The sequence below is a fragment of the Virgibacillus sp. L01 genome, assembly GCF_052246775.1.
GTDB lineage: Bacteria > Bacillota > Bacilli > Bacillales > Amphibacillaceae > Lentibacillus.
In genome coordinates, this window is sequence record NZ_JBQQCP010000001.1 from 116,198 (window position 1) to 134,783 (window position 18,586).

Annotated in this window: 17 protein-coding genes; 2 read left to right on the forward strand and 15 right to left on the reverse strand. The window is 36.9% G+C overall.

The genetic code is table 11. From position 1 onward, the window contains the following. The first annotated feature begins 154 nt into the window (after window positions 1–154). A complete protein-coding gene (locus ACTWQM_RS00520) occupies window positions 155–892 on the forward strand; it encodes a FixH family protein (RefSeq protein WP_443256215.1) in 738 nt (245 codons plus the stop codon). A 79-nt stretch (window positions 893–971) separates the two neighbouring features. Here the strand turns inward: ACTWQM_RS00520 and ACTWQM_RS00525 are convergent, their stop codons facing one another. Next, on the reverse strand, window positions 972–2,084 hold the full coding sequence (locus tag ACTWQM_RS00525) for an MGDG synthase family glycosyltransferase (protein ID WP_443256216.1): 1,113 nt from the start codon (window positions 2,082–2,084) through the stop codon (window positions 972–974). 88 nt (window positions 2,085–2,172) lie between these two features. On the opposite strand from ACTWQM_RS00525, the gene ACTWQM_RS00530 reads away from it, so the two are divergent. Then, entirely contained in the window at window positions 2,173–3,006 is an 834-nt protein-coding gene (locus tag ACTWQM_RS00530) for a metallophosphoesterase (RefSeq protein WP_443256217.1), read from the forward strand. Here the strand turns inward: ACTWQM_RS00530 and ACTWQM_RS00535 are convergent. The 14 genes from ACTWQM_RS00535 to secA form a co-directional block, all read right to left on the reverse strand. Further along, entirely contained in the window at window positions 3,003–3,545 is a 543-nt protein-coding gene (locus ACTWQM_RS00535; protein ID WP_443256218.1) for a YkoP family protein, read from the reverse strand. The genes ACTWQM_RS00530 and ACTWQM_RS00535 overlap by 4 nt on opposite strands. 133 nt (window positions 3,546–3,678) lie before the next feature. Further along, window positions 3,679–4,698 carry a multicopper oxidase domain-containing protein gene (locus tag ACTWQM_RS00540; protein WP_443256219.1) on the reverse strand — a complete coding sequence of 340 codons (1,020 nt, stop codon included), beginning with the start codon at window positions 4,696–4,698 and terminating at the stop codon, window positions 3,679–3,681. A 725-nt stretch (window positions 4,699–5,423) separates the two neighbouring features. Beyond that, window positions 5,424–5,981: a hypothetical protein gene (locus tag ACTWQM_RS00545; protein WP_443256220.1), complete on the reverse strand. Its 558-nt coding sequence runs from the start codon at window positions 5,979–5,981 to the stop codon at window positions 5,424–5,426. A 21-nt stretch (window positions 5,982–6,002) separates the two neighbouring features. Further along, window positions 6,003–6,464 carry a cbb3-type cytochrome c oxidase subunit I gene (locus ACTWQM_RS00550; RefSeq protein ID WP_443256221.1) on the reverse strand — a complete coding sequence of 154 codons (462 nt, stop codon included), beginning with the start codon at window positions 6,462–6,464 and terminating at the stop codon, window positions 6,003–6,005. Further along, the gene (locus ACTWQM_RS00555; protein ID WP_443256222.1) at window positions 6,394–6,987 is read right to left on the reverse strand and encodes a cbb3-type cytochrome c oxidase subunit I; all 594 of its coding nucleotides are present in this window, start codon (window positions 6,985–6,987) and stop codon (window positions 6,394–6,396) included. The genes ACTWQM_RS00550 and ACTWQM_RS00555 overlap by 71 nt, the downstream gene beginning before the upstream one ends. Further along, window positions 6,962–7,525 carry a cytochrome C oxidase subunit II gene (locus tag ACTWQM_RS00560; protein ID WP_443256223.1) on the reverse strand — a complete coding sequence of 188 codons (564 nt, stop codon included), beginning with the start codon at window positions 7,523–7,525 and terminating at the stop codon, window positions 6,962–6,964. The genes ACTWQM_RS00555 and ACTWQM_RS00560 overlap by 26 nt, the downstream gene beginning before the upstream one ends. 253 nt (window positions 7,526–7,778) lie before the next feature. Continuing rightward, window positions 7,779–8,969, reverse strand: a complete 1,191-nt coding sequence (locus tag ACTWQM_RS00565) for a PDZ domain-containing protein (RefSeq protein WP_443256224.1) — start codon at window positions 8,967–8,969, stop codon at window positions 7,779–7,781. A gap of 135 nt (window positions 8,970–9,104) precedes the next feature. Further along, entirely contained in the window at window positions 9,105–10,565 is a 1,461-nt protein-coding gene (locus ACTWQM_RS00570) for a S41 family peptidase (RefSeq protein WP_443256225.1), read from the reverse strand. Window positions 10,566–10,849: 284 nt separating this feature from the next. Further along, window positions 10,850–12,151 carry a murein hydrolase activator EnvC family protein gene (locus ACTWQM_RS00575; RefSeq protein ID WP_443256226.1) on the reverse strand — a complete coding sequence of 434 codons (1,302 nt, stop codon included), beginning with the start codon at window positions 12,149–12,151 and terminating at the stop codon, window positions 10,850–10,852. Window positions 12,152–12,197: 46 nt separating this feature from the next. Then, window positions 12,198–13,091: a permease-like cell division protein FtsX gene (gene ftsX / locus ACTWQM_RS00580; protein WP_443256227.1), complete on the reverse strand. Its 894-nt coding sequence runs from the start codon at window positions 13,089–13,091 to the stop codon at window positions 12,198–12,200. Beyond that, window positions 13,081–13,767, reverse strand: coding sequence for a cell division ATP-binding protein FtsE (gene ftsE / locus ACTWQM_RS00585; protein ID WP_443256228.1), 687 nt, complete (start codon window positions 13,765–13,767; stop codon window positions 13,081–13,083). Before ftsE ends, ftsX begins: the two co-directional genes overlap by 11 nt. A gap of 316 nt (window positions 13,768–14,083) precedes the next feature. Continuing rightward, on the reverse strand, window positions 14,084–14,467 hold the full coding sequence (gene cccB, locus ACTWQM_RS00590; RefSeq protein WP_443256229.1) for a cytochrome c551: 384 nt from the start codon (window positions 14,465–14,467) through the stop codon (window positions 14,084–14,086). Window positions 14,468–14,655: 188 nt separating this feature from the next. Further along, a protein-coding gene (gene prfB / locus ACTWQM_RS00595; RefSeq protein WP_443257063.1) for a peptide chain release factor 2 occupies window positions 14,656–15,757 on the reverse strand; the annotation gives its coding sequence in 2 pieces (ribosomal slippage) (window positions 14,656–15,684 and window positions 15,686–15,757; 1,101 coding nt in all). 66 nt (window positions 15,758–15,823) lie between these two features. Then, on the reverse strand, window positions 15,824–18,337 hold the full coding sequence (gene secA, locus ACTWQM_RS00600) for a preprotein translocase subunit SecA (RefSeq protein ID WP_443256230.1): 2,514 nt from the start codon (window positions 18,335–18,337) through the stop codon (window positions 15,824–15,826). Window positions 18,338–18,586 lie beyond the last annotated feature (249 nt).

The window sequence follows — 18,586 nt, forward strand, 5'->3', positions numbered from 1 at the left end:
ATATTCGATATTTTTGCTTACCTGTCTACTACTACATTATACCCGTTTTAATCTATGAAAAATCATTCACAAAGGTTTCACACGTAATATATTGTTTCGCCAGGTGAGATAACTTATAATCAGGGTAACATAGGTTTTAGAGAGGATTTTATATATGAAAAAAATGATGACATTACTATTCATCATAATCGTTCTTGCAGCATGTGGTCAAAGTGAAGATACTGATACAGGCGCATCTGGTGATGTTGTGAAGGCAATTGATGCTAAACTTGATGTTCCTGAAAAAGCTGACAAAGATCAGGATATAACCTTTTCTGTGACGGTAACACAGGATAACAAACCTGTTGAAGATGCTAGTGAAGTGGAGTTTGAAATATGGAAAGATGGATTAAAAGATAAAAGTGAAATGATTGCAGCAGAACACACTGGTGACGGGGAATATACTGTACAAAAATCATTTGATGAAGCTGGTGTATACCATGTCCAGTCACACGTTAGTGCACGTACTATGCATACAATGCCAAAAGCGGAGATTTCTATTGGTGATGTAAAAACAACTACCAAAGAAGATAAAAATAAGCAAGAGGCAGACAAGAGTCATTCACATTTATCAATAAACCTGCAGCAGCCCGAGAAAATAACGGCTGGAAAAGAAGCTACATTTGAGGTTGAAGTATTACAGGAAGAGGAAGTGTTGAAGAATGCTTCCATAACGTTGGAGAATTGGCAAAAAAATAAGGAGAATCATGAATGGATTGACATGAGTGAAACATCTCCTGGCACGTATGAAACTACAACAACCTTTAAAAATAGCGGAACACATATTGTTAATGTTCATGTTAAAAAAGAGGAAATCCATGGCCATAAAGAGTTTTCTGCAGAAGTAAAATAAAGCAGGCACTCGCAAACCCTTATTGGTAAATGAAAAGTCACACTTATAACCGCCGACCAGAAAACATTTGCTGCTACAGCTAATGTTTTTTTTGTAGTATTTCCTCAATCAACATTGACAGTGGCCTTTCGTCTAAATTCCGATGATATGCATCAACCTTCTGTCTGTAGATACACTGTCTTTTTTCGTCACTGAAAAACTCCAAAATTTGCGGTTCCAGTAACTTATCCTCAAAATTAACCGTAGATACCACACCTATTCGTTTCAGCTGATCAACATTAATTTTCTCCTGTCCTGGTAATGGATCATAAACAAATATTGGCTTCCGCTTCATTAAACATTCACTGATTGTAACTCCACCGGGCTTTGTTAATACTGCATCCACATTATCATATAATTTATTCATTTCACCTTTGCTTGTAATATATGGCAGCGGCGTTACAGTTGGCTTGTCTTCTTTTAGTAACTGTTCATACAGTAGTTTGTTCTTTCCGCATAAAACGTAATAATGAATCCTGTCCGATTGAGAGTAATTAAGCAATTTACTGATAGCACCGACCCCAAGACTTCCACCAGTTAATAATACTGCTATCCTTCCTTTTGCTGATTGTTGACTTTTTTTCGGGTGAAATGCCGGATGAATTGGTATACCTGTTACAAAGATCCGACTTGAAGGGACTCCTCTCTTTAACAAGTATTCTTTCACAGCAATCGTTGGAACCATATGAAAATCAATTCCATCGATTCCCCATACTCGATTTATAAAAAAATCCGTATATACGTTTACCGTAATGGATTGTAACTTATTCTTCTTTTTTAAAATACTTGCAATATTCGATGGAAGTGCATGGGTACAAAATAGAACACTGGGGTTTTGCTGATTGGTTAGCCTTTTAAAAAAATAAGTGAACATTGTTTCATATAGATATTGACGGTTATGTGGTGTTGTTTTTTTATATGCTGCCTGTTTATACAGCCAGTCATAAACATCCGGAAACTTTCTAATCCATGCTAGATATGTTGACGAAACGACTTTTTCCATTCCTCCATAGCTATACGACAGGATGTCTACTTTGTCACACACGATATCCTTATGGGATGTTTGAATCTCATTCATCAATGCATCAGCAACATGATGATGTCCAGTAGGGATTTGCATAAAGGGTAAAAACAAAGCCTTCTTCTGATCCATTTCATTGCCTCCATTTGGCTTCAATTACCAATGATAGAGTCACCGTCAGCATGTTATACTTTTATTCGTTAGAGAAAGGAGAATTACGATGACTTATCTATTAATTACAATCGTTATCTTTTTAATTAGCCTTCTGATTTTTAAAGCATATAAAAATACCCAGGATATTAAAATAAATAAAATCAATATAGCATCTGAGTCAGCCACAAAGGACAATTCAACATTATCAATTCTTCACCTATCCGACCTACACCTTGAAAACATCTCGTTAACCCCAATGCAACTGGCACACAAACTTGAGAATGAAACTGTTGATATGATCGCTTTAACCGGCGATTTCCTGGACCGTAAACGCTCTATACCAAAATTACTTCCATATTTGCATGTGCTAAATCGCCTCCAACCTGCATATGGCACATATGCGGTATTCGGAAATCATGATTATGTGCTGAAAAGTGGTGACTTGAATGAGCTTAAATCGTTGCTTAAGGATAATAATGTCCATGTATTGCAGAATGAAAGTGAGACTATCTCAGTAAATGGTGAAGCAATAAATGTTATTGGAATTGACGACTATAGTACAAATCGGAGCAACATTCCCCTTGCCTATAAACAGGTTGAGCAAGGTAAAAATATTGTGCTGACACATGATCCTACTGTTGTACTGGAAATGCGAGAATTTGTGTTTGACTATTTAATGGCTGGTCATTTCCATGGCGGACAAATTTGTTACCCGAAGGCATACCACCTTGCAAAAATGGGAAAACTTGCACGCAGTAACGTTATTAAAGGATTGCATATGCATAACAGCACGCCCTTTTATATTAGTGAGGGTCTTGGTCAGACAGGTCTGAATATCCGTGTTGGCAGCAGACCTGAAATAACTTTTCATGATGTTGCTATTGGGTCACAAGCAGGTTAATGCACACTATATTTCTCATACAAAGTCTCTTTCGACATAAACAAATATGCTGGAATTGCCTGGTATGATGCATTTGCTATATGATTTATTGGCAGAAATGTCACTTTCTTATAAAGTCGGTAATAGGGGTTTTTAATAGGAACTGTTTCAAAACCAAGTCGATTGGCACCACGATATAATGTAGTAATTCCTATTATTCCTTTAATTTCTTTATTCTTGTCATGCGATAGAACATATCGGGATAAGATGGGAAGTGCCTCTTTAATCATGTGATAAAAAAGAACCGCTCGCTTAATGTCACTGCTGATTGGCCTAAGGTCACTTAACATCCGTACATTATGCAAGTGTATCTTCAGTAGCAGGTCATTTTTTTGAATTGCTGTTCCATCTTTAAGTATTACTTTTGTTCCCTTGTATCTTGTAAGTCTGACCCGAAATAATGTGTTGCGCTTATCATTGTCAGGTACGTAATGAAGCCTTGAAACATTATAATAAATAGGATCAATTGCATTCCAAACACCCAATATATAGCTCTTCATCTTATTTCCCCTTCTTTTTTATCTAGTTTGCTTAATTAAAAGCAATATTATAGAAGGAATTTTAATCCAATGTTAAAGGCTCCTGCTCGAATACGAGCAGGAGCCTTTATTATAGCCTGTAACTGTTTTAACCCTATTCCGTAACTTCAATCTGTCCTAGTGCTCCTTTTGTAACATGATCAAATGCATGTGTTACGAAAGGATAAATACCTGCTTCCTTAACTGTGAATTCAACAACAATAGAGCCAGAAACCGGAACCATTGCTGTTTGTAGGCCTTCGAGTACATTTCTAGGGTCACCATCAACATAAACGGTTTCAAGCTGAGAACCAATTACATGGAAGCTAGAAACTTCATTTGGTCCAGCATCAAGGAAATTAATTCGTATTTTATCGCCAACTTTTGCTTGAATCATTTCTCCTTTTACAGCTTGGCTGCTTCCGTTAAATAAAACATATTCAGGCTCACCATTTAACATTTCACTGTAATCACCATCTTTATAAAACTCACTTTGAACAACTGTAATTTCTTTATCAATTTCATTATCTGTTGGATATCCACCCTCTGGCTCAACAATCATTGTTCCATACATTCCATTTGCAATATGCTGTAAAACAGGTTCTGTTGCACAATGGTACATGTAAACTCCAGGAGAACCTACTTCATAACTAAATGTTCCTGACTCATTTGGCTTTACGTCTGTAAAATCTTTGTTTGGAGCAGCATATACAGAGTGAAAATCAATAGAGTGATCTACTTTAGGATCCATATTCTTGAGCGTAAATGTCAGTTTATCTCCTTCCTGAACTCGAATGACTGGGCCAGGAACTGTTCCATTAAATGTCCATGCTTTGTACATCTTGCCTTTATCAAGTTCAACATCAGTAATCTGAGATGTCATTTCAATATTAACTTCATGTTCACCTACACGCTCTACGTTAATTGGTATTGGGTCTTGGTTGATACCTTCGTGTGGTCCAATGTTTTCAGTTTCTGGTGTTTCTGTCTTTTGTTTAGCTTGAGCATGAACCGTTATGTCCTCTTGTTGTTCCGCATCTGAATTATCCTTTTTCACTTGATCTGACCCGCATGCAGTAATTAATAGAGATAAAACCAGTACAATAACAATTGCTCCTAACTTTTTTAAAAACATTCAAAACACCCCTCTTTAATATTTTATTAGTATTAATATTGGGAGCGACTATCCACTTATTACTCATGTGTACTGTCTCTCCCTTACAACCTAAGTTTACGATAGGCCGATATCCCTACATGTGATTCAAATCACTAATCTTTGTGAATTTATGAACAATCTATGTCAATAGTAAATATAGTGTAAATTCTTTATGTAAGTGTATTTCTAAATAATATTATAAGCTTAGTTTGTGTGTAAATGAACATTCCGGGAAAAAGTAAAGGGGTGAGTTTTCTGAGAGGAAAATACTATTAACATTAGGATCAAGTAATAATTAGCATATACCTCGGTCCTGTTGGTGAAGAACTGATTTGGCGGTTCCTCAATCCGTTATTTAACTTGAAAACCCTCGATTTAAGCTTAGGTTGGATCCTCATTCCGCTATTTGTCATTTTCGCCTCAAATTTGGCGGATATTTTGCTATTAGCGGAACGAGGATCCGTCTCACCCTTCCGAGAGCACCTTTTCTGCTATTTAGCGGAATGTGGATCCGCTTCGATTATTCTGCGGTTCCTCTTTTCGTGTTGTAATATTTTATCTAGTATTACAAAATGTCATTTGAACTAACCTAGCAATTAAGCCTTGCACATCCTAAAATTACTGTGTCGTAATTTACAGAGAGACTAAATAAAAAAATATCCCGGCAGGACTCAAATAACAGACCTGCCGAGATACTTTTCTAGTTATGTCCCTTCCGAATGATCGGTAAAAACATTTTGGAGCAAATACAAAACAATGCTTACTGTAATAATTAAAAAGCCCCACCCCAGGAATTTTTGCTCAACCTCCAAATAGTTGTTACATAAGCGCACGGGCACGTCTATATATAACCATGCCATTAAACCAAACATGGGGATGAAATTAAAAATAATAAAAATTTTACCAATAGAAGCAAGTTTCTTCCAGCTATCCTTAAGCGCAATCCCAACTAAAAATGGCAAGCTGATGAATTTGAATAGCTCAATATTCCACATATTCAGTGCTTCGTCCAAAGTGCGAGGAATCATCCAGTAGATTACAAGAAACACAACCAATATAATTCCGGGAACACCGTTATGATTCCATTTCAAAAAAATTCCAGGAAACTTATTTTGAAAATAACCGGCTAACAACCACCCTGATACAATCAGTAATGGAATTTGCACAAGCATATGGACAACCATTACGGACTCCATAACATTTCGTATAGGTGGAATGATCAATAATACGAACAAAAGTAATCCATATTTTGCCTGTAGCATCAGATCACCCCCCTTTTAAAGTTACGCCAGTTTCTTGTCTTTCAAATCTCTGCTTGAACCCACCTTGTTTCGCTTATTAATATAGCGAATAAAGTGAATAACAAACACGGTTACAGATAAAATAGCAAACACACCAGCAAACGCGCCAAATACAGCAGGCCCCATCCATTCAGGGATGTGCGTTGCCCACCTTCTCGGCGTACTTAATGCTCCAGACACAAGGAATGATCCACCTAATCCGACAATGGATAGGGAAAAGGCGATAAATGCAATTTTATCCATAATATTTGTTTTAATAGCACTATCTTCTTTTGCAAGGAAATACATGAACCCAAAAATCATTGCGCATGCTCCGAGTGCCATATACATATGAAAGTGACCCGGAACCCATTTTGTATTATGCATAACATGATTAACAACAATAGTAGCGTCGACGACTTGCAACAACAGCACCGGATGGCGCATCTTTCTCTGACTTTTCACCAGAGATAACATCCCATCCCAAACCTTTCGCGAGACTGCCGCATTTTTTTATAATAGCTCTCCCGGAATCCAAATAAAATAATAAGAAACCCATTCCTAAAATAAGCATACCGAATAGGTAAAGCAATGCTCCAATAGTTCCCCATGCACTTGCAGAAAGTGCTGGCAATGGGTATAAAAATGTCCATGAACTAGCATACTTAAACGAAAATACCCCAATGATAACCATGACTACCCCAATAAGGAATAGCACTAGATTTATTGCCATAACCTTCTTTGATAAATCCACATAATGGCTTAGAAAATACCACATGACACCAGCTGCCGCCAATGCTGAAGCGCCAATCATACCGGTTCCATGAATTGTAAGAAACTGATAAAATGTAGCAGCAGGTAAATCCATTACTCCACCTTGAGCTAATAACATTAAAATACCAAAAATCATCATGACTATTATTACAATTCCACCAACAGTTATATAACTCACAACCAGATTATTACGAGATTTCATTGTTGTTTCCATCTATTTGCACCTCCAACTTTTTAACTTCAATTTTTGTTTTCATTAAATGATGTGCTGTACCACAGTATTCCAGACATAGAATTTCATACGTTCCCGGTTCATCAAATGTAATATACACTTTGTTGGTATAGTCCGGCATAGCCTGTGTCTGGGCAATCATGTTCATATCTTTGTCATAAATTCCAAAACCATGGTTAACATCTTTACTTGTTACATGAAATTCGATGGGCTCACCAACTGAGAATTCTGTTTCACTCATATTCCAGCCAAATTGAATTGCTTCTACATCGACAATCGTTGGATCTCCTTCTGCCCCGTAAACAGGTTGATTATGAGGCAATTCTCTTAACGTATAAATAGTAATAATCAACATCAGAGAAACTAAAGTGATACCATAGAATGTACGTGCCTTATACCATTTCTTCTTTATAGGCTCATACTCTCTCTTTTCTTTTGACTTCCACGCGACAAAACTAAATACTGCTACAACAAAAAGCATGAAGAATAAACTGACTATCCAAGCAACTGTTTGTACCAAATTAAACAACCTCCCATATACGTTACATAATCATTAATAACTAGGTCGATAGTATTAACGATTGGGTTTATCATACGAAAATTACAACCCTTTACTAGTGAATCAAATCACTGATTTTCACTTATTTTGTGAAAAATAAGTTTTATTAGTTTTTACTGTTATAATAGTGTTTTTCTTCTTTATCTGAATAAAAAACAGGTAATAAAGTGCCTGAAAGCACTTTATTACCTGTGTAAGTGATTTAATCTAATAATCAATTTGCTTTTGAATGATTCTCCCGGTAGCGGTTACCTGTGGTGATAATTCCTAATTCATGATGATCCTCTTCATATAATGCACTCTGTACATATCGGATTTCTCCATTATCACCAATAATCTCCAGCTTGAAATATGCACCACTTTCCTGTAACCCATAATAAAACTCATCCATCGTATTTATTTTTTTTCGGTTCACTTTAACAATTGTCTCACCAGCAAGGATTCCCAGTCGATCTGCAGGGGTTCCAGGGATAATTGCCAGCACTTTTAATCCGCGTTCATTCTTATTAAAATAATTTGGCTTTTCTTTATCTGATTGACGATGTTTATAGCTGATATATTCCCTGCCCAGTATCGCTAAAACAACTGCAACTAACGATAGCCAGCCCACATATATACTTCCAACTGCAAGTAAGAGTACAAACAAACTCAGAATAAGAATAGACCTGCCTATTTGTAGTGCAGCCTTTTCTGGAATACTACCTTTTACAATATGATCGAAACCAAGTAAAAATGGCACAAGCAACAAACTATATGTCTCACCATTCATCCCAAAATACGGCCAAAACGGTACAATTGGTGTAATAAGTCCAGATGGTATTACCACAAAAAATGGAATTACACTTAACTTTTTAACATGATGAACACCTGTCCATACTCCCCGACGACCACGTTCCAAATCTGGAAAGGTTGTATTGCGAGTATTTCGTTTTAATAAAAGAGATTCAACCGTTAGAAAAATAGCCAATAAAAAACTTAATCCGATAAAGTTTGTATTCGAAAACAACTCTTTATTTACAGCATTCTGATTTTCAAGAAGAAATGGTAACAATAAAAGAATTAAATATGTAATACCAATGGTATAACTTGCTGAAAGCATTGTGAATCGCGCAGTTATACTTAGTGCAATCGTCACTATACCCAATAGCAGAATAGTTTCATAAGAAAAAATCATTCCAGCGCCGACAAATACGATGGAAATGAACAATCCTGATAATATGGACAGGACCCATGTGTTTTTACATTCCGAAAAAACATCAAATAATTTAAACCCAAAATTTATTCGCTCCCTGTGAATTCGTATATATCCAGCTAGTAAAATTAATACGATTGTCCAGTACAATAATGGATTCAAAAAAATTCTTCCTATACCTTTTGCCAATTCAATAAACCAATCTTCTGCCAATATAATCACCTTCCAGCACGAATGCAGTACATAGTCTTCTCTAGCTATATTCGATATTTGTCGATTAAATACCTGCTAAAATTACAATCTTTATGGAAAAGGAAATCCGCGGGTATTTACCCGCGGACACCATATTTATTCATATAAAACATTTAATGCTTTATCCTTTTGTCGGTCATCTTTGCCATTACGAACTTTCTCAACAATTTTTGCTTGTATTTTACCTGCAGTATCTTTATTTATTTCACCAGTAACTTCCAGGTCATTATCAGCCTGAAACGCTTGCACTGCTTCTTCAGTTTCCTTACTGAAATAGCCATCCGTTCTACCGGGTGTATAGTCCAATCCTTTCAGCATTACCTGGACATTCTCGACCTTATCACCTGTATGATTGTAGGCGATAGATTCATCAACCTGAACAGGATTTGTAAAGTAATATGCTGGCTGTTCTACTTTAACAGTTGGTTTTACACCCTTTTCATGGATCCAGGTACCTTTTGGTGAGAGCCACTTGAAGAAGGTCAGCTTAATTGTACTTCCGTCACCCATTGGAACAGCTTGCTGGACAGTTCCTTTTCCATAACTTTTAGTACCAATAACATCATAGCCTGCTTCTTTCATTGCAACCGCAAGAATTTCAGATGCTGAAGCACTTCCTTCATTAATTAGTATGCTAATTGGATATGGTTTTTTCTCTTCAAGCTTCGAAAATGATTTGGATTTTTCACCTTTTTGATTTTCAATTTGTACATAAGGCATATCCTTAGGAATAAAATTCTTGAGTATATCCTCAACTGCTGTCAATAACCCGCCTGGATTGCCTCGAACATCAATTACTAAACCTTCTATATTCTTGTCTTCCATATTTTTTAGCGCTTTTGAGAAGTCTTCAGCTGTTTTTTCAGAGAAAGTTGTTATCTCAATTATTCCCGTCTTTTTCCCATCAACAGTTTTCACTTCTGGATACACTGTCTCCAACGGAATATCATCGCGAACAATTTTTACATCAAATGGTTCCGATACACCAGCCCGTTGAACTTCAAGTACAACTTCTGAACCCTTTTCTCCACGTATTTTTTCAACAGCCTCATACAAATCCATCCCAACGACACTTTCACCATCCACACTTAGGATCTGATCATTTGGCCTCAATCCAGCTTCTTCTGCCGGAGAATCCTTAATAGGAGCAACAATTGTTACCTTCCCATTAACTGAACTAACTTCAGCACCAATGCCTTCAAACGAAGACTCAATTGTTTCGTTAAACCTTTCCATAGTTTCCACATCCATGTAGGAACTGTATGGATCTTCCAACGTTGTCAGCATGCCTTGGATAGCACCTTCAATTAACTGTTTATCTTTTACGTCATTCAGGTAGTTTTCTTTTATTAAATTAAATGCCTGTGATACCTTTTCAATGTTCTCTGGTGGTGCACTTGTTTCCTGAGATGTTCCTGGTATTTCTACTTTGGTTTGTTGTGACTGTTCTGGAATCGTATCAGGCTGTGCTAATTTAAAACCAAAATATGCACCTGCAAACCCCAAAAGTAAGGCCGCAAATAATATGATTATAATATGTTGCTTACGAAGATTCATTCTTTCACCCCAACTTGTAAGTATTTGATGATGGGTCGTACTACTTTTTAGAAAACTTGGCATTAGCCGTTGTTTAATGGCATGTCTCTTAGTTGCACTTATGCAGTTAAAATATAAGACTACCATAACTGACTTACATTCATAGCATGTCCCTGCCAATTTAGTTCTTTCAACTGTTAGCTTTTACCTTTAATATCTAAAAAGGCATCACACCGTAATGTGCGATGCCTTTAATATTATAGTTTATGCAATCAAAATGCAAATACATTCATAAGAATTTACTTTTACTTAAGATACGACATTGGGTTTAAACCACCATGGTAACTCCATTGTCCGTTATGTACCTCAAAATGTAAGTGCGCCCCGTATGAATGGCCAGTATTGCCAACTGCTCCTAATTTTTGTCCTGAAGATACATTTTGACCAAGTCCAACTGATCGGCTGGACATATGTGCGTAAACAGTTGACTTATTATATTGTGGATGGTAAACATACACAACATTTCCATAACTGGATGAATAAGCAGATCTTGTTACAACACCAGGTGCAGCAGTTGTTATGGTAGTACCTGTTGATGCAGCAATATCGAGCCCATAATGATATCCAAGGCTTCTAGAACCGAAATAAGAAGAAACCCTTCCAGAAGTTGGCCAACTTAAAATTCCACTTCCACCAGCACTAAGTTTTCCACCGGATCCGTTAGACGAAGAGTTTTTCTCTTTTGCCAATTGTGCTAAAGCTGACTTCTTAGCTTTTGCTATAACAGCTGCTTGGTCATTTAAAACTTGCTTTTGCTCAGCAAGACTCATTTTATACTCTTCCAAGTGATTATGCTGTTCTTCAAGTTCGCCCATTAGCTTCTCTTTCTCTGCCATCTGGTCGTCTAGCTGGGACTTTAATGACTCAAGATCGTCCTTTTGACTTACAAGTGAAGCCTTCTTTTCTTCAACTTCTGCTTTCTTTTGTTCTATTTCTTCCTTTTTTTGTTCAACTTCTACTTTCTTTTCTTCCATCAATTTCTTTTCAGCCATGTGTCTTTCCATAATGTTCTTGTCTTGATCCATTATCGTATTTACAGCTGAAGCTCTGCTGATAAAATCTCCAAAGTTTCGTGAACCTAGAATCACTTCCACATACTTCATGTTTCCACCATTTGATTGAATAGCACGAAGTCGATCTTTAAGCATTTTTTCACGTTCTTTTATCCGTTTTTTCATTGCTTTAATCTCTTCTTTAAGCTTATCAATTTTTTGGTTTATTTCTTTAACTTGTTGTTTTAGATCTTCTATTTCATTGTTTGTTGCTGCGATTTTATTTTCTTTAGTTTTAATTTTGTTTCTTGTTTCACTAAGTTGTTGATTAATTGAATCGATATCGTTACCAACAGATTCCTGTTTATTGAGATTTTCTTCAATCTTTTCTTCTGTATTTTCTTTTTTATTGTTTAAATTATTTTTCTTTTCTTCTATTTTTTCCTCTTTTTTCTCTAGATCCTCAATTGATTCCGCGGATACCTTCTGCCAATCAACTAAACCTGAACCTGCAAATAAAATAATCACTAACATCGATAATACTATTTTTTTCATCTTGTTTCCTCTTCCCCCTTCGAAAATGTACACATTATATTATTTTTTAAACTTTAAGGAACTTACGAACACTCATGACGCTTCCCCACATACCGATAAAAACGCCAATAGCTAGAATGATGAGTGAGAGTTGCCATGCAAATGGATTAAATGACAATAAATCTACAAAACTATAAGTTATTTTTTCACCTAAATTATTTACAAGATAGTAATATCCAGTAAGAACTGCGGCTACTGGGATGATAGCACCTAACGCCCCAAGCAGCATTCCTTCGATAAAGAAAGGCCAGCGAATAAATCCATTCGTAGCACCGACAAGCTTCATTATCCCGATTTCTTTACTGCGTGCCATTATTGTAAGTTTAATCGTATTGGAAATGAGAAATATAGCAGTAAATAGTAACCCTGCAATTAATGCTAAGCCTATATTACGTGCGTATTCATTAAACTGGAATAAACGATGGACAGTATCTTTTCCGTAATTAACTTCCTGAATGTTATCCAGATTCTTAATCTTTTGCGCTAAAGTCGCTGTATTAGTCGGGTCTTCAGCTTTAACGATATATGCGTGACTTAAAGGATTTTCCTGTTTGTATAATTCCCATGATTTTCCTTCTTCTCCCATACCTGATATTAATTGTTCAAGTTGTTCGTCTTTTGAGGAAAATTCAATACTTTTAACTTCTTCCATTTCTTTAATGGAACCCCTGAGATTTTGAATTTGTTCTTCATCTGCAGTACGTTCGATTAATGCATCAATTTGAACGTCTTCTTCAAGTCCCTCAGCCATATAATTAAGATTGAGCATCAAGGCAAGGAAAGTTCCAACAAGTAATAATGTTATAGTTACCGCACCAACCGAAGCTACTGTCATCCAGCCATTACGGAATATGTTTTTCAGGCCTTCTCTAAAATGCCTTTTCATTGTTCTAAATTTCATAGCCGTATTCACCCCGTTGTTCGTCACGCACGATCAGCCCATCTTCTACAGCAATAACGCGTTTTTTTATCGTGTTAACAATTTCTTTACTATGTGTGGCCATGATAACCGTTGTACCCTTGGCATTTATCTCTTCAAAAGTCCGCATAATTCCCCATGATGTTTCCGGATCCAAATTTCCGGTAGGCTCGTCCGCAATAACGATTTTGGGATGATTAACAATAGCTCGAGCAATTGATACTCGCTGTTGCTCTCCGCCTGATAATTCATCAGGAATAAAACGTGCTTTGTTCTTTAACCCAACGAGTTCAAGTACATCCATTACACGTTTCCTGATATTTCGGGGTGATTCTTCAATAACCTCGAGCGCAAATGCAATATTTTCATAGACTGATAGTCTTGGCAACAGCTTAAAGTCTTGATAAATTACTCCTATATCCCTACGTAAATACGGCACATTTTTTTCTTTAATGTTGTTAACATCTATTTCGTTTATGATCATGGTACCTTCTGAAGGTTTAACTTCACGATACATAAGTTTTACAAAAGTAGACTTGCCAGCACCACTTGGTCCGACAATATAAACAAATTCTCCTTGTTCAATTTCTGTACTAATTCCATTAAGTGCAGTCACACCGTTAGCATATGTCTTGTATATATTTTCCATTTTTATCATCTATGTATCACCTTTAACCTTTATTTAGTAGCTCTTGATGTCGATTTTTCATGTTAATAATATAGGTTACACACCCTTTTTCTTTGTTTAAACATATAATTATATATATTATAACATTTTTCAGCAAAAAATTTGGGAAAAAATTATTACATTTTTATTTCAATTCCGTAATTAACTTTAAATTTACGTAACAATAGGCTTTGCTTGGCGAAACTAATGCATTAGAAAGGGGATTTTTTCTTATTCTTTTAAACAAACGCAAAAAAAGCTTGTCCCTTGGAATAAGAAACAAGCTAGTAGTAGCTAAGTAATCACATTATTTCTTTTCTGCCAGCCATGAAGAAAGTGTTGTAATATCTCCTTCAGATAGCTGACCTTCAAATGCCGGCATACCGCCATCTTTACCATTAGTAATGATTCCAGCAATTTCATCAGCAGAATAGGTTGAACCGATTGCTGACAACTCAGGACCAGCTCCACCAGAAAGGTCACCACCATGGCAGGATGCACAGTTATTCTGATATAACTTTTCAGCAGCAGCAGTATCTACTGAGCCACCAGCGTCATCTCCTGTAGACTCTTCGGTGTCTGTTTCACCATTATCTGCTGGCTCTTCATTACCACCGTCATCTCCACCACCGCCGCAAGCACCGAGCACTAGCGCAGAACCAAATAGTACTGTAAATAACCATTTTTTCATGCATAAATCCCCCTAACATAATTTAATATAAAGGTCATCAGATTTAGTATAACCCAATTACAAAGATTTAAAACCACTGTATAATGCCATTTTTATACGATAGACATTCCAACTCCATGGGGGATAGTTATTTTGCCAAATTGTGTCAATTTCATGAAATTTAATAATTTATATCATTCGGTTATTTCTTAATTGATATGAGCGCGTAAATAAGCATCTATAAATGGATTGAGACCACCGTCAATCACACCCTGCGCATTACCGACCTCCATGTTTGTTCGATGGTCTTTTACCATAGTATAGGGGTGAAAGACATAGGAACGAATCTGACTGCCCCATCCTATTTCTTTCTGTTCACCACGCAATGCAGCGACTTCCTGTTGCTGACGTTCTATTTCTTTTTGATATAACTTGGATTTCAGCATTTTCATTGCTTGTTCTCTGTTTTTTATTTGTGAACGCTCTGCTTGACATGTGACGACGATTTTTGTTGGTTGGTGAGTTATCCGAACAGCAGAATCTGTTGTGTTAACATGCTGTCCGCCAGCACCACTTGCACGATACGTATCAATCTTCAAATCCTCGTTTTTAACCTCGATATCCACATCATCTGACGTTTCAGGAATTACATCACAAGATGAAAAAGAAGTATGTCTGCGGCCAGAAGAATCAAATGGTGAAATTCTGACAAGCCGATGCACACCTTTTTCTGCTTTTAGATAGCCATAAGCATTGTGCCCTTTGATTAATAACGTAACACTCTTAACACCTGCTTCGTCACCAGGCAAGTAATCAAGCGTCTCCACAGAGAAATCCCGGCTATCAGCCCACCGCTGATACATCCGCAGCAACATACTGGCCCAATCCTGTGACTCTGTACCACCAGCACCAGGATGTAATTCCAAGATGGCATTATTTGCATCATATGGTTCACTTAATAGCATCTGCAGTTCAAAGTTATTTATTTCTTCGAGTAATGTGTTTATTTCCTGTTTAAGCTCAGTAAAAAGCTCGTTATCATTCTCTTCCTTCACCAATTCAAACGATACTTTCAGATTATCCAGTTTCTCTTCTAATTCGTCAAAGTTGTCGACATAGCTCTTCAGACCATTCGTCTCAGCTATCACTTTTTGTGCAGCATTCTGGTCATCCCAAAAATCTGGTACTGTCATCATTTGTTCAAGTTCTTCTATGCGTTCTCTTTTATCATCTAAGTCAAAGAGACCCCCTGAAATCTTCAATTCTTTTTGTCATTAATTCAATTTTATTTCCAATTTCCGCTAGTTCCATATCATTCACCTCGTTAATATTATCGTGTAATGAAAACACTCCCATACATAGGGAGTGTTTTCATTACTACTTTCCATGACAATTTTTGTACTTTTTACCGCTGCCACATGGACACGGATCATTGCGTCCAGTATTTTCCGACTTCACATATGGTTTACGACTTTTTTTCTTGTCATCCTGTCCGCCTGAAACTGCTTGCGTGTTTTTGGCAACTTCCTGACGTTGCAGATTATCACGTATTTGTGCTTTCATCACGTATTTAGCAACTTCTTCTTCTATTGCAACAACCATTTGTTCAAACATATGGAAGCCTTCTGCCTGGTACTCCTGTAATGGATCATTTTGTCCATATGCACGCAGGTGGATCCCTTGGCGAAGCTGGTCCATTTGGTCAATATGGTCCATCCATTTTGTATCAACTGTACGGAGTAAAATAACTTTTTCAAACTCACGCATCTGCTCCGTAGTAAGCTCTTCTTCTTTTTCATCATAGCGTTTTCTCACTTTTTCCATGATGAATTCTGTAATTTCTTCAGGTTCTTTACCCTGGATGTCGTCTACAGATATATCGTCATAGTCCAATAAGTTTCCGTGGACATACTCTACAATGGAATTAAGTTCCCAATTTTCATCGAGCTCATCTTGAGTATTTGCACCGACTACGCGTTCAAGTGTTGATATAATCATTGCTTCAATGATGTCACGCAGGTTTTCGTTAGCATCAATAACATCAAAACGCTGTTTGTAGATAATTTCACGTTGCTGACGTAAGACATCATCATATGATAATACGGTTTTACGTGCATCAAAGTTGTTACCCTCAACACGTTTCTGGGCAGATTCTACAGCTCGTGAAACCATTTTACTTTCGATTGGCTGATCATCATCCATACCAAGTCGCTCCATCATGGAACGAAGGTTATCCGAACCAAAACGACGCATCAATTCATCTTCCATTGATAAATAAAATTGTGTCAAACCAGGATCACCCTGACGTCCGGAACGTCCACGCAACTGATTATCAATGCGTCGAGATTCATGTCTTTCTGTACCAATCACAGCAAGACCACCAACATCTATAACACCGTCACCAAGTTTAATGTCGGTACCACGACCAGCCATGTTTGTTGCGATTGTAACAGCACCTTTTTGACCTGCATTCTCTATGATTTCAGCCTCTCGATAGTGGTTCTTTGCGTTTAATACATTGTGTTTAACACCAGATTTTTGCAGCATATTTGCAATTAGTTCTGAAGTCTCAACTGCAACGGTTCCAACTAATACTGGCTGACCTTTCTCATATCGTTCTTTAATATCATCTACAACCGCACGGAATTTGCCTTCCATCGATTTATAAATCATATCTGCCTTATCATCTCTTATAATTGGCTGATTGGTTGGAATTGCAATAACATCCATATTATAGATATTACGGAATTCTTCTTCCTCTGTCTTGGCTGTACCAGTCATACCGGAAAGTTTATTATACATACGGAAGAAATTCTGGAACGTAATAGATGCGAGTGTCATGCTTTCGTTCTGAATCTGCAATCCCTCTTTTGCCTCAATTGCCTGATGAAGCCCATCGCTATAACGACGTCCTTTCATTAGACGTCCAGTGAACTGATCCACTATAATTACTTCGCCTTCCTGAACTACATAATCTGTATCAGCATGCATTGATGCATGTGCTTTTAGCGCTTGGTTAATGTGATGTGTCAATGATACATGATCTAAATCAAATAAGTTCTCAATATTATAATAGCTCTCAGCCTTATTTATTCCTTCTTCCGTTAACTGAACGCCCTTTGTTTTTTCATCATAGGTATAATCTGTTTCATGTTTAAGTGTTCGTACAAATGAATTAGCTTGCTGATACATCTGTGCCGATTTCTGTGCCGAGCCTGAGATTATTAAAGGGGTTCTAGCTTCATCGATAAGAATAGAGTCAACTTCATCAATGATGGCAAAATTCAACGGACGCTGTACCATCTGCTCTTTATAAAGAACCATGTTATCCCTTAAATAATCAAAACCAAATTCATTGTTTGTACCATAAGTTATATCACTGTAGTAGGCTTCTCTTTTTTCCTCTTTGGTCAATCCATTACCGTTCAATCCGACCGTTAAGCCAAGAAATCCATATAACACTCCCATATCCTTCGCATCACGATCAGCAAGATATTCGTTTACCGTAATAATGTGAACGCCCTTCCCAGCGATCGCATTTAAATAAGCAGGCATAGTTGATGCTAAGGTTTTACCTTCCCCGGTTTTCATCTCAGCTATATTACCCTCATGTAATGCAATCGCACCCATGAGCTGTACCGGGAACGGACGCATACCTAACACCCGTTTTGCTCCTTCACGTACAACGGCATATGCCTCGACCATCATATCCTCTAATGATTCACCATCAGCATAACGTTGTTTAAACTCATCCGTCTTATACCTTAAATCTTCATCAGATAAAGCTTCCATTGCCAATTCCAATGCCTCTATCTGATAAACATTTTTCTCTAACCGTGTAAGATGTTTTTTATTTCCATCACCAAAAATTTTTGTCAATATACCAGCCATTTAAAACGCTCCTCGTATTTATAAGAAAAACTTAGCCTTCTAGTAACAGGTTGGCCATCGTTAGTCTTAAACTGTACCAATAAAAATTAGTTAAGATATACTACTTTCAAATATGATAATCCACCATTAATAATAACGCATCTAAATTAGTATGACAACTGATTTAAAAGAGCTTAATCTTTTAAAAAATAATAGAGAAAAGAACAGTCCGGGGGTGAACTGTTCTTTAAAATGAGGTAAGTATGTGGC

Coding starts and splice junctions, on each gene's coding strand:
- ACTWQM_RS00520 (WP_443256215.1), top strand. CDS start 155: ATGAAAAAAATGATGACATTACTATTCATCATAATCGTTCTTGCAGCA.
- ACTWQM_RS00525 (WP_443256216.1), bottom strand. CDS start 2,084: ATGGATCAGAAGAAGGCTTTGTTTTTACCCTTTATGCAAATCCCTACT.
- ACTWQM_RS00530 (WP_443256217.1), top strand. CDS start 2,173: ATGACTTATCTATTAATTACAATCGTTATCTTTTTAATTAGCCTTCTG.
- ACTWQM_RS00535 (WP_443256218.1), bottom strand. CDS start 3,545: ATGAAGAGCTATATATTGGGTGTTTGGAATGCAATTGATCCTATTTAT.
- ACTWQM_RS00540 (WP_443256219.1), bottom strand. CDS start 4,698: ATGTTTTTAAAAAAGTTAGGAGCAATTGTTATTGTACTGGTTTTATCT.
- ACTWQM_RS00545 (WP_443256220.1), bottom strand. CDS start 5,981: ATGCTACAGGCAAAATATGGATTACTTTTGTTCGTATTATTGATCATT.
- ACTWQM_RS00555 (WP_443256222.1), bottom strand. CDS start 6,987: ATGGAAACAACAATGAAATCTCGTAATAATCTGGTTGTGAGTTATATA.
- ACTWQM_RS00570 (WP_443256225.1), bottom strand. CDS start 10,565: ATGAATCTTCGTAAGCAACATATTATAATCATATTATTTGCGGCCTTA.
- ACTWQM_RS00575 (WP_443256226.1), bottom strand. CDS start 12,151: ATGAAAAAAATAGTATTATCGATGTTAGTGATTATTTTATTTGCAGGT.
- ftsX (WP_443256227.1), bottom strand. CDS start 13,091: ATGAAATTTAGAACAATGAAAAGGCATTTTAGAGAAGGCCTGAAAAAC.
- ftsE (WP_443256228.1), bottom strand. CDS start 13,767: ATGATAAAAATGGAAAATATATACAAGACATATGCTAACGGTGTGACT.
- cccB (WP_443256229.1), bottom strand. CDS start 14,467: ATGAAAAAATGGTTATTTACAGTACTATTTGGTTCTGCGCTAGTGCTC.
- secA (WP_443256230.1), bottom strand. CDS start 18,337: ATGGCTGGTATATTGACAAAAATTTTTGGTGATGGAAATAAAAAACAT.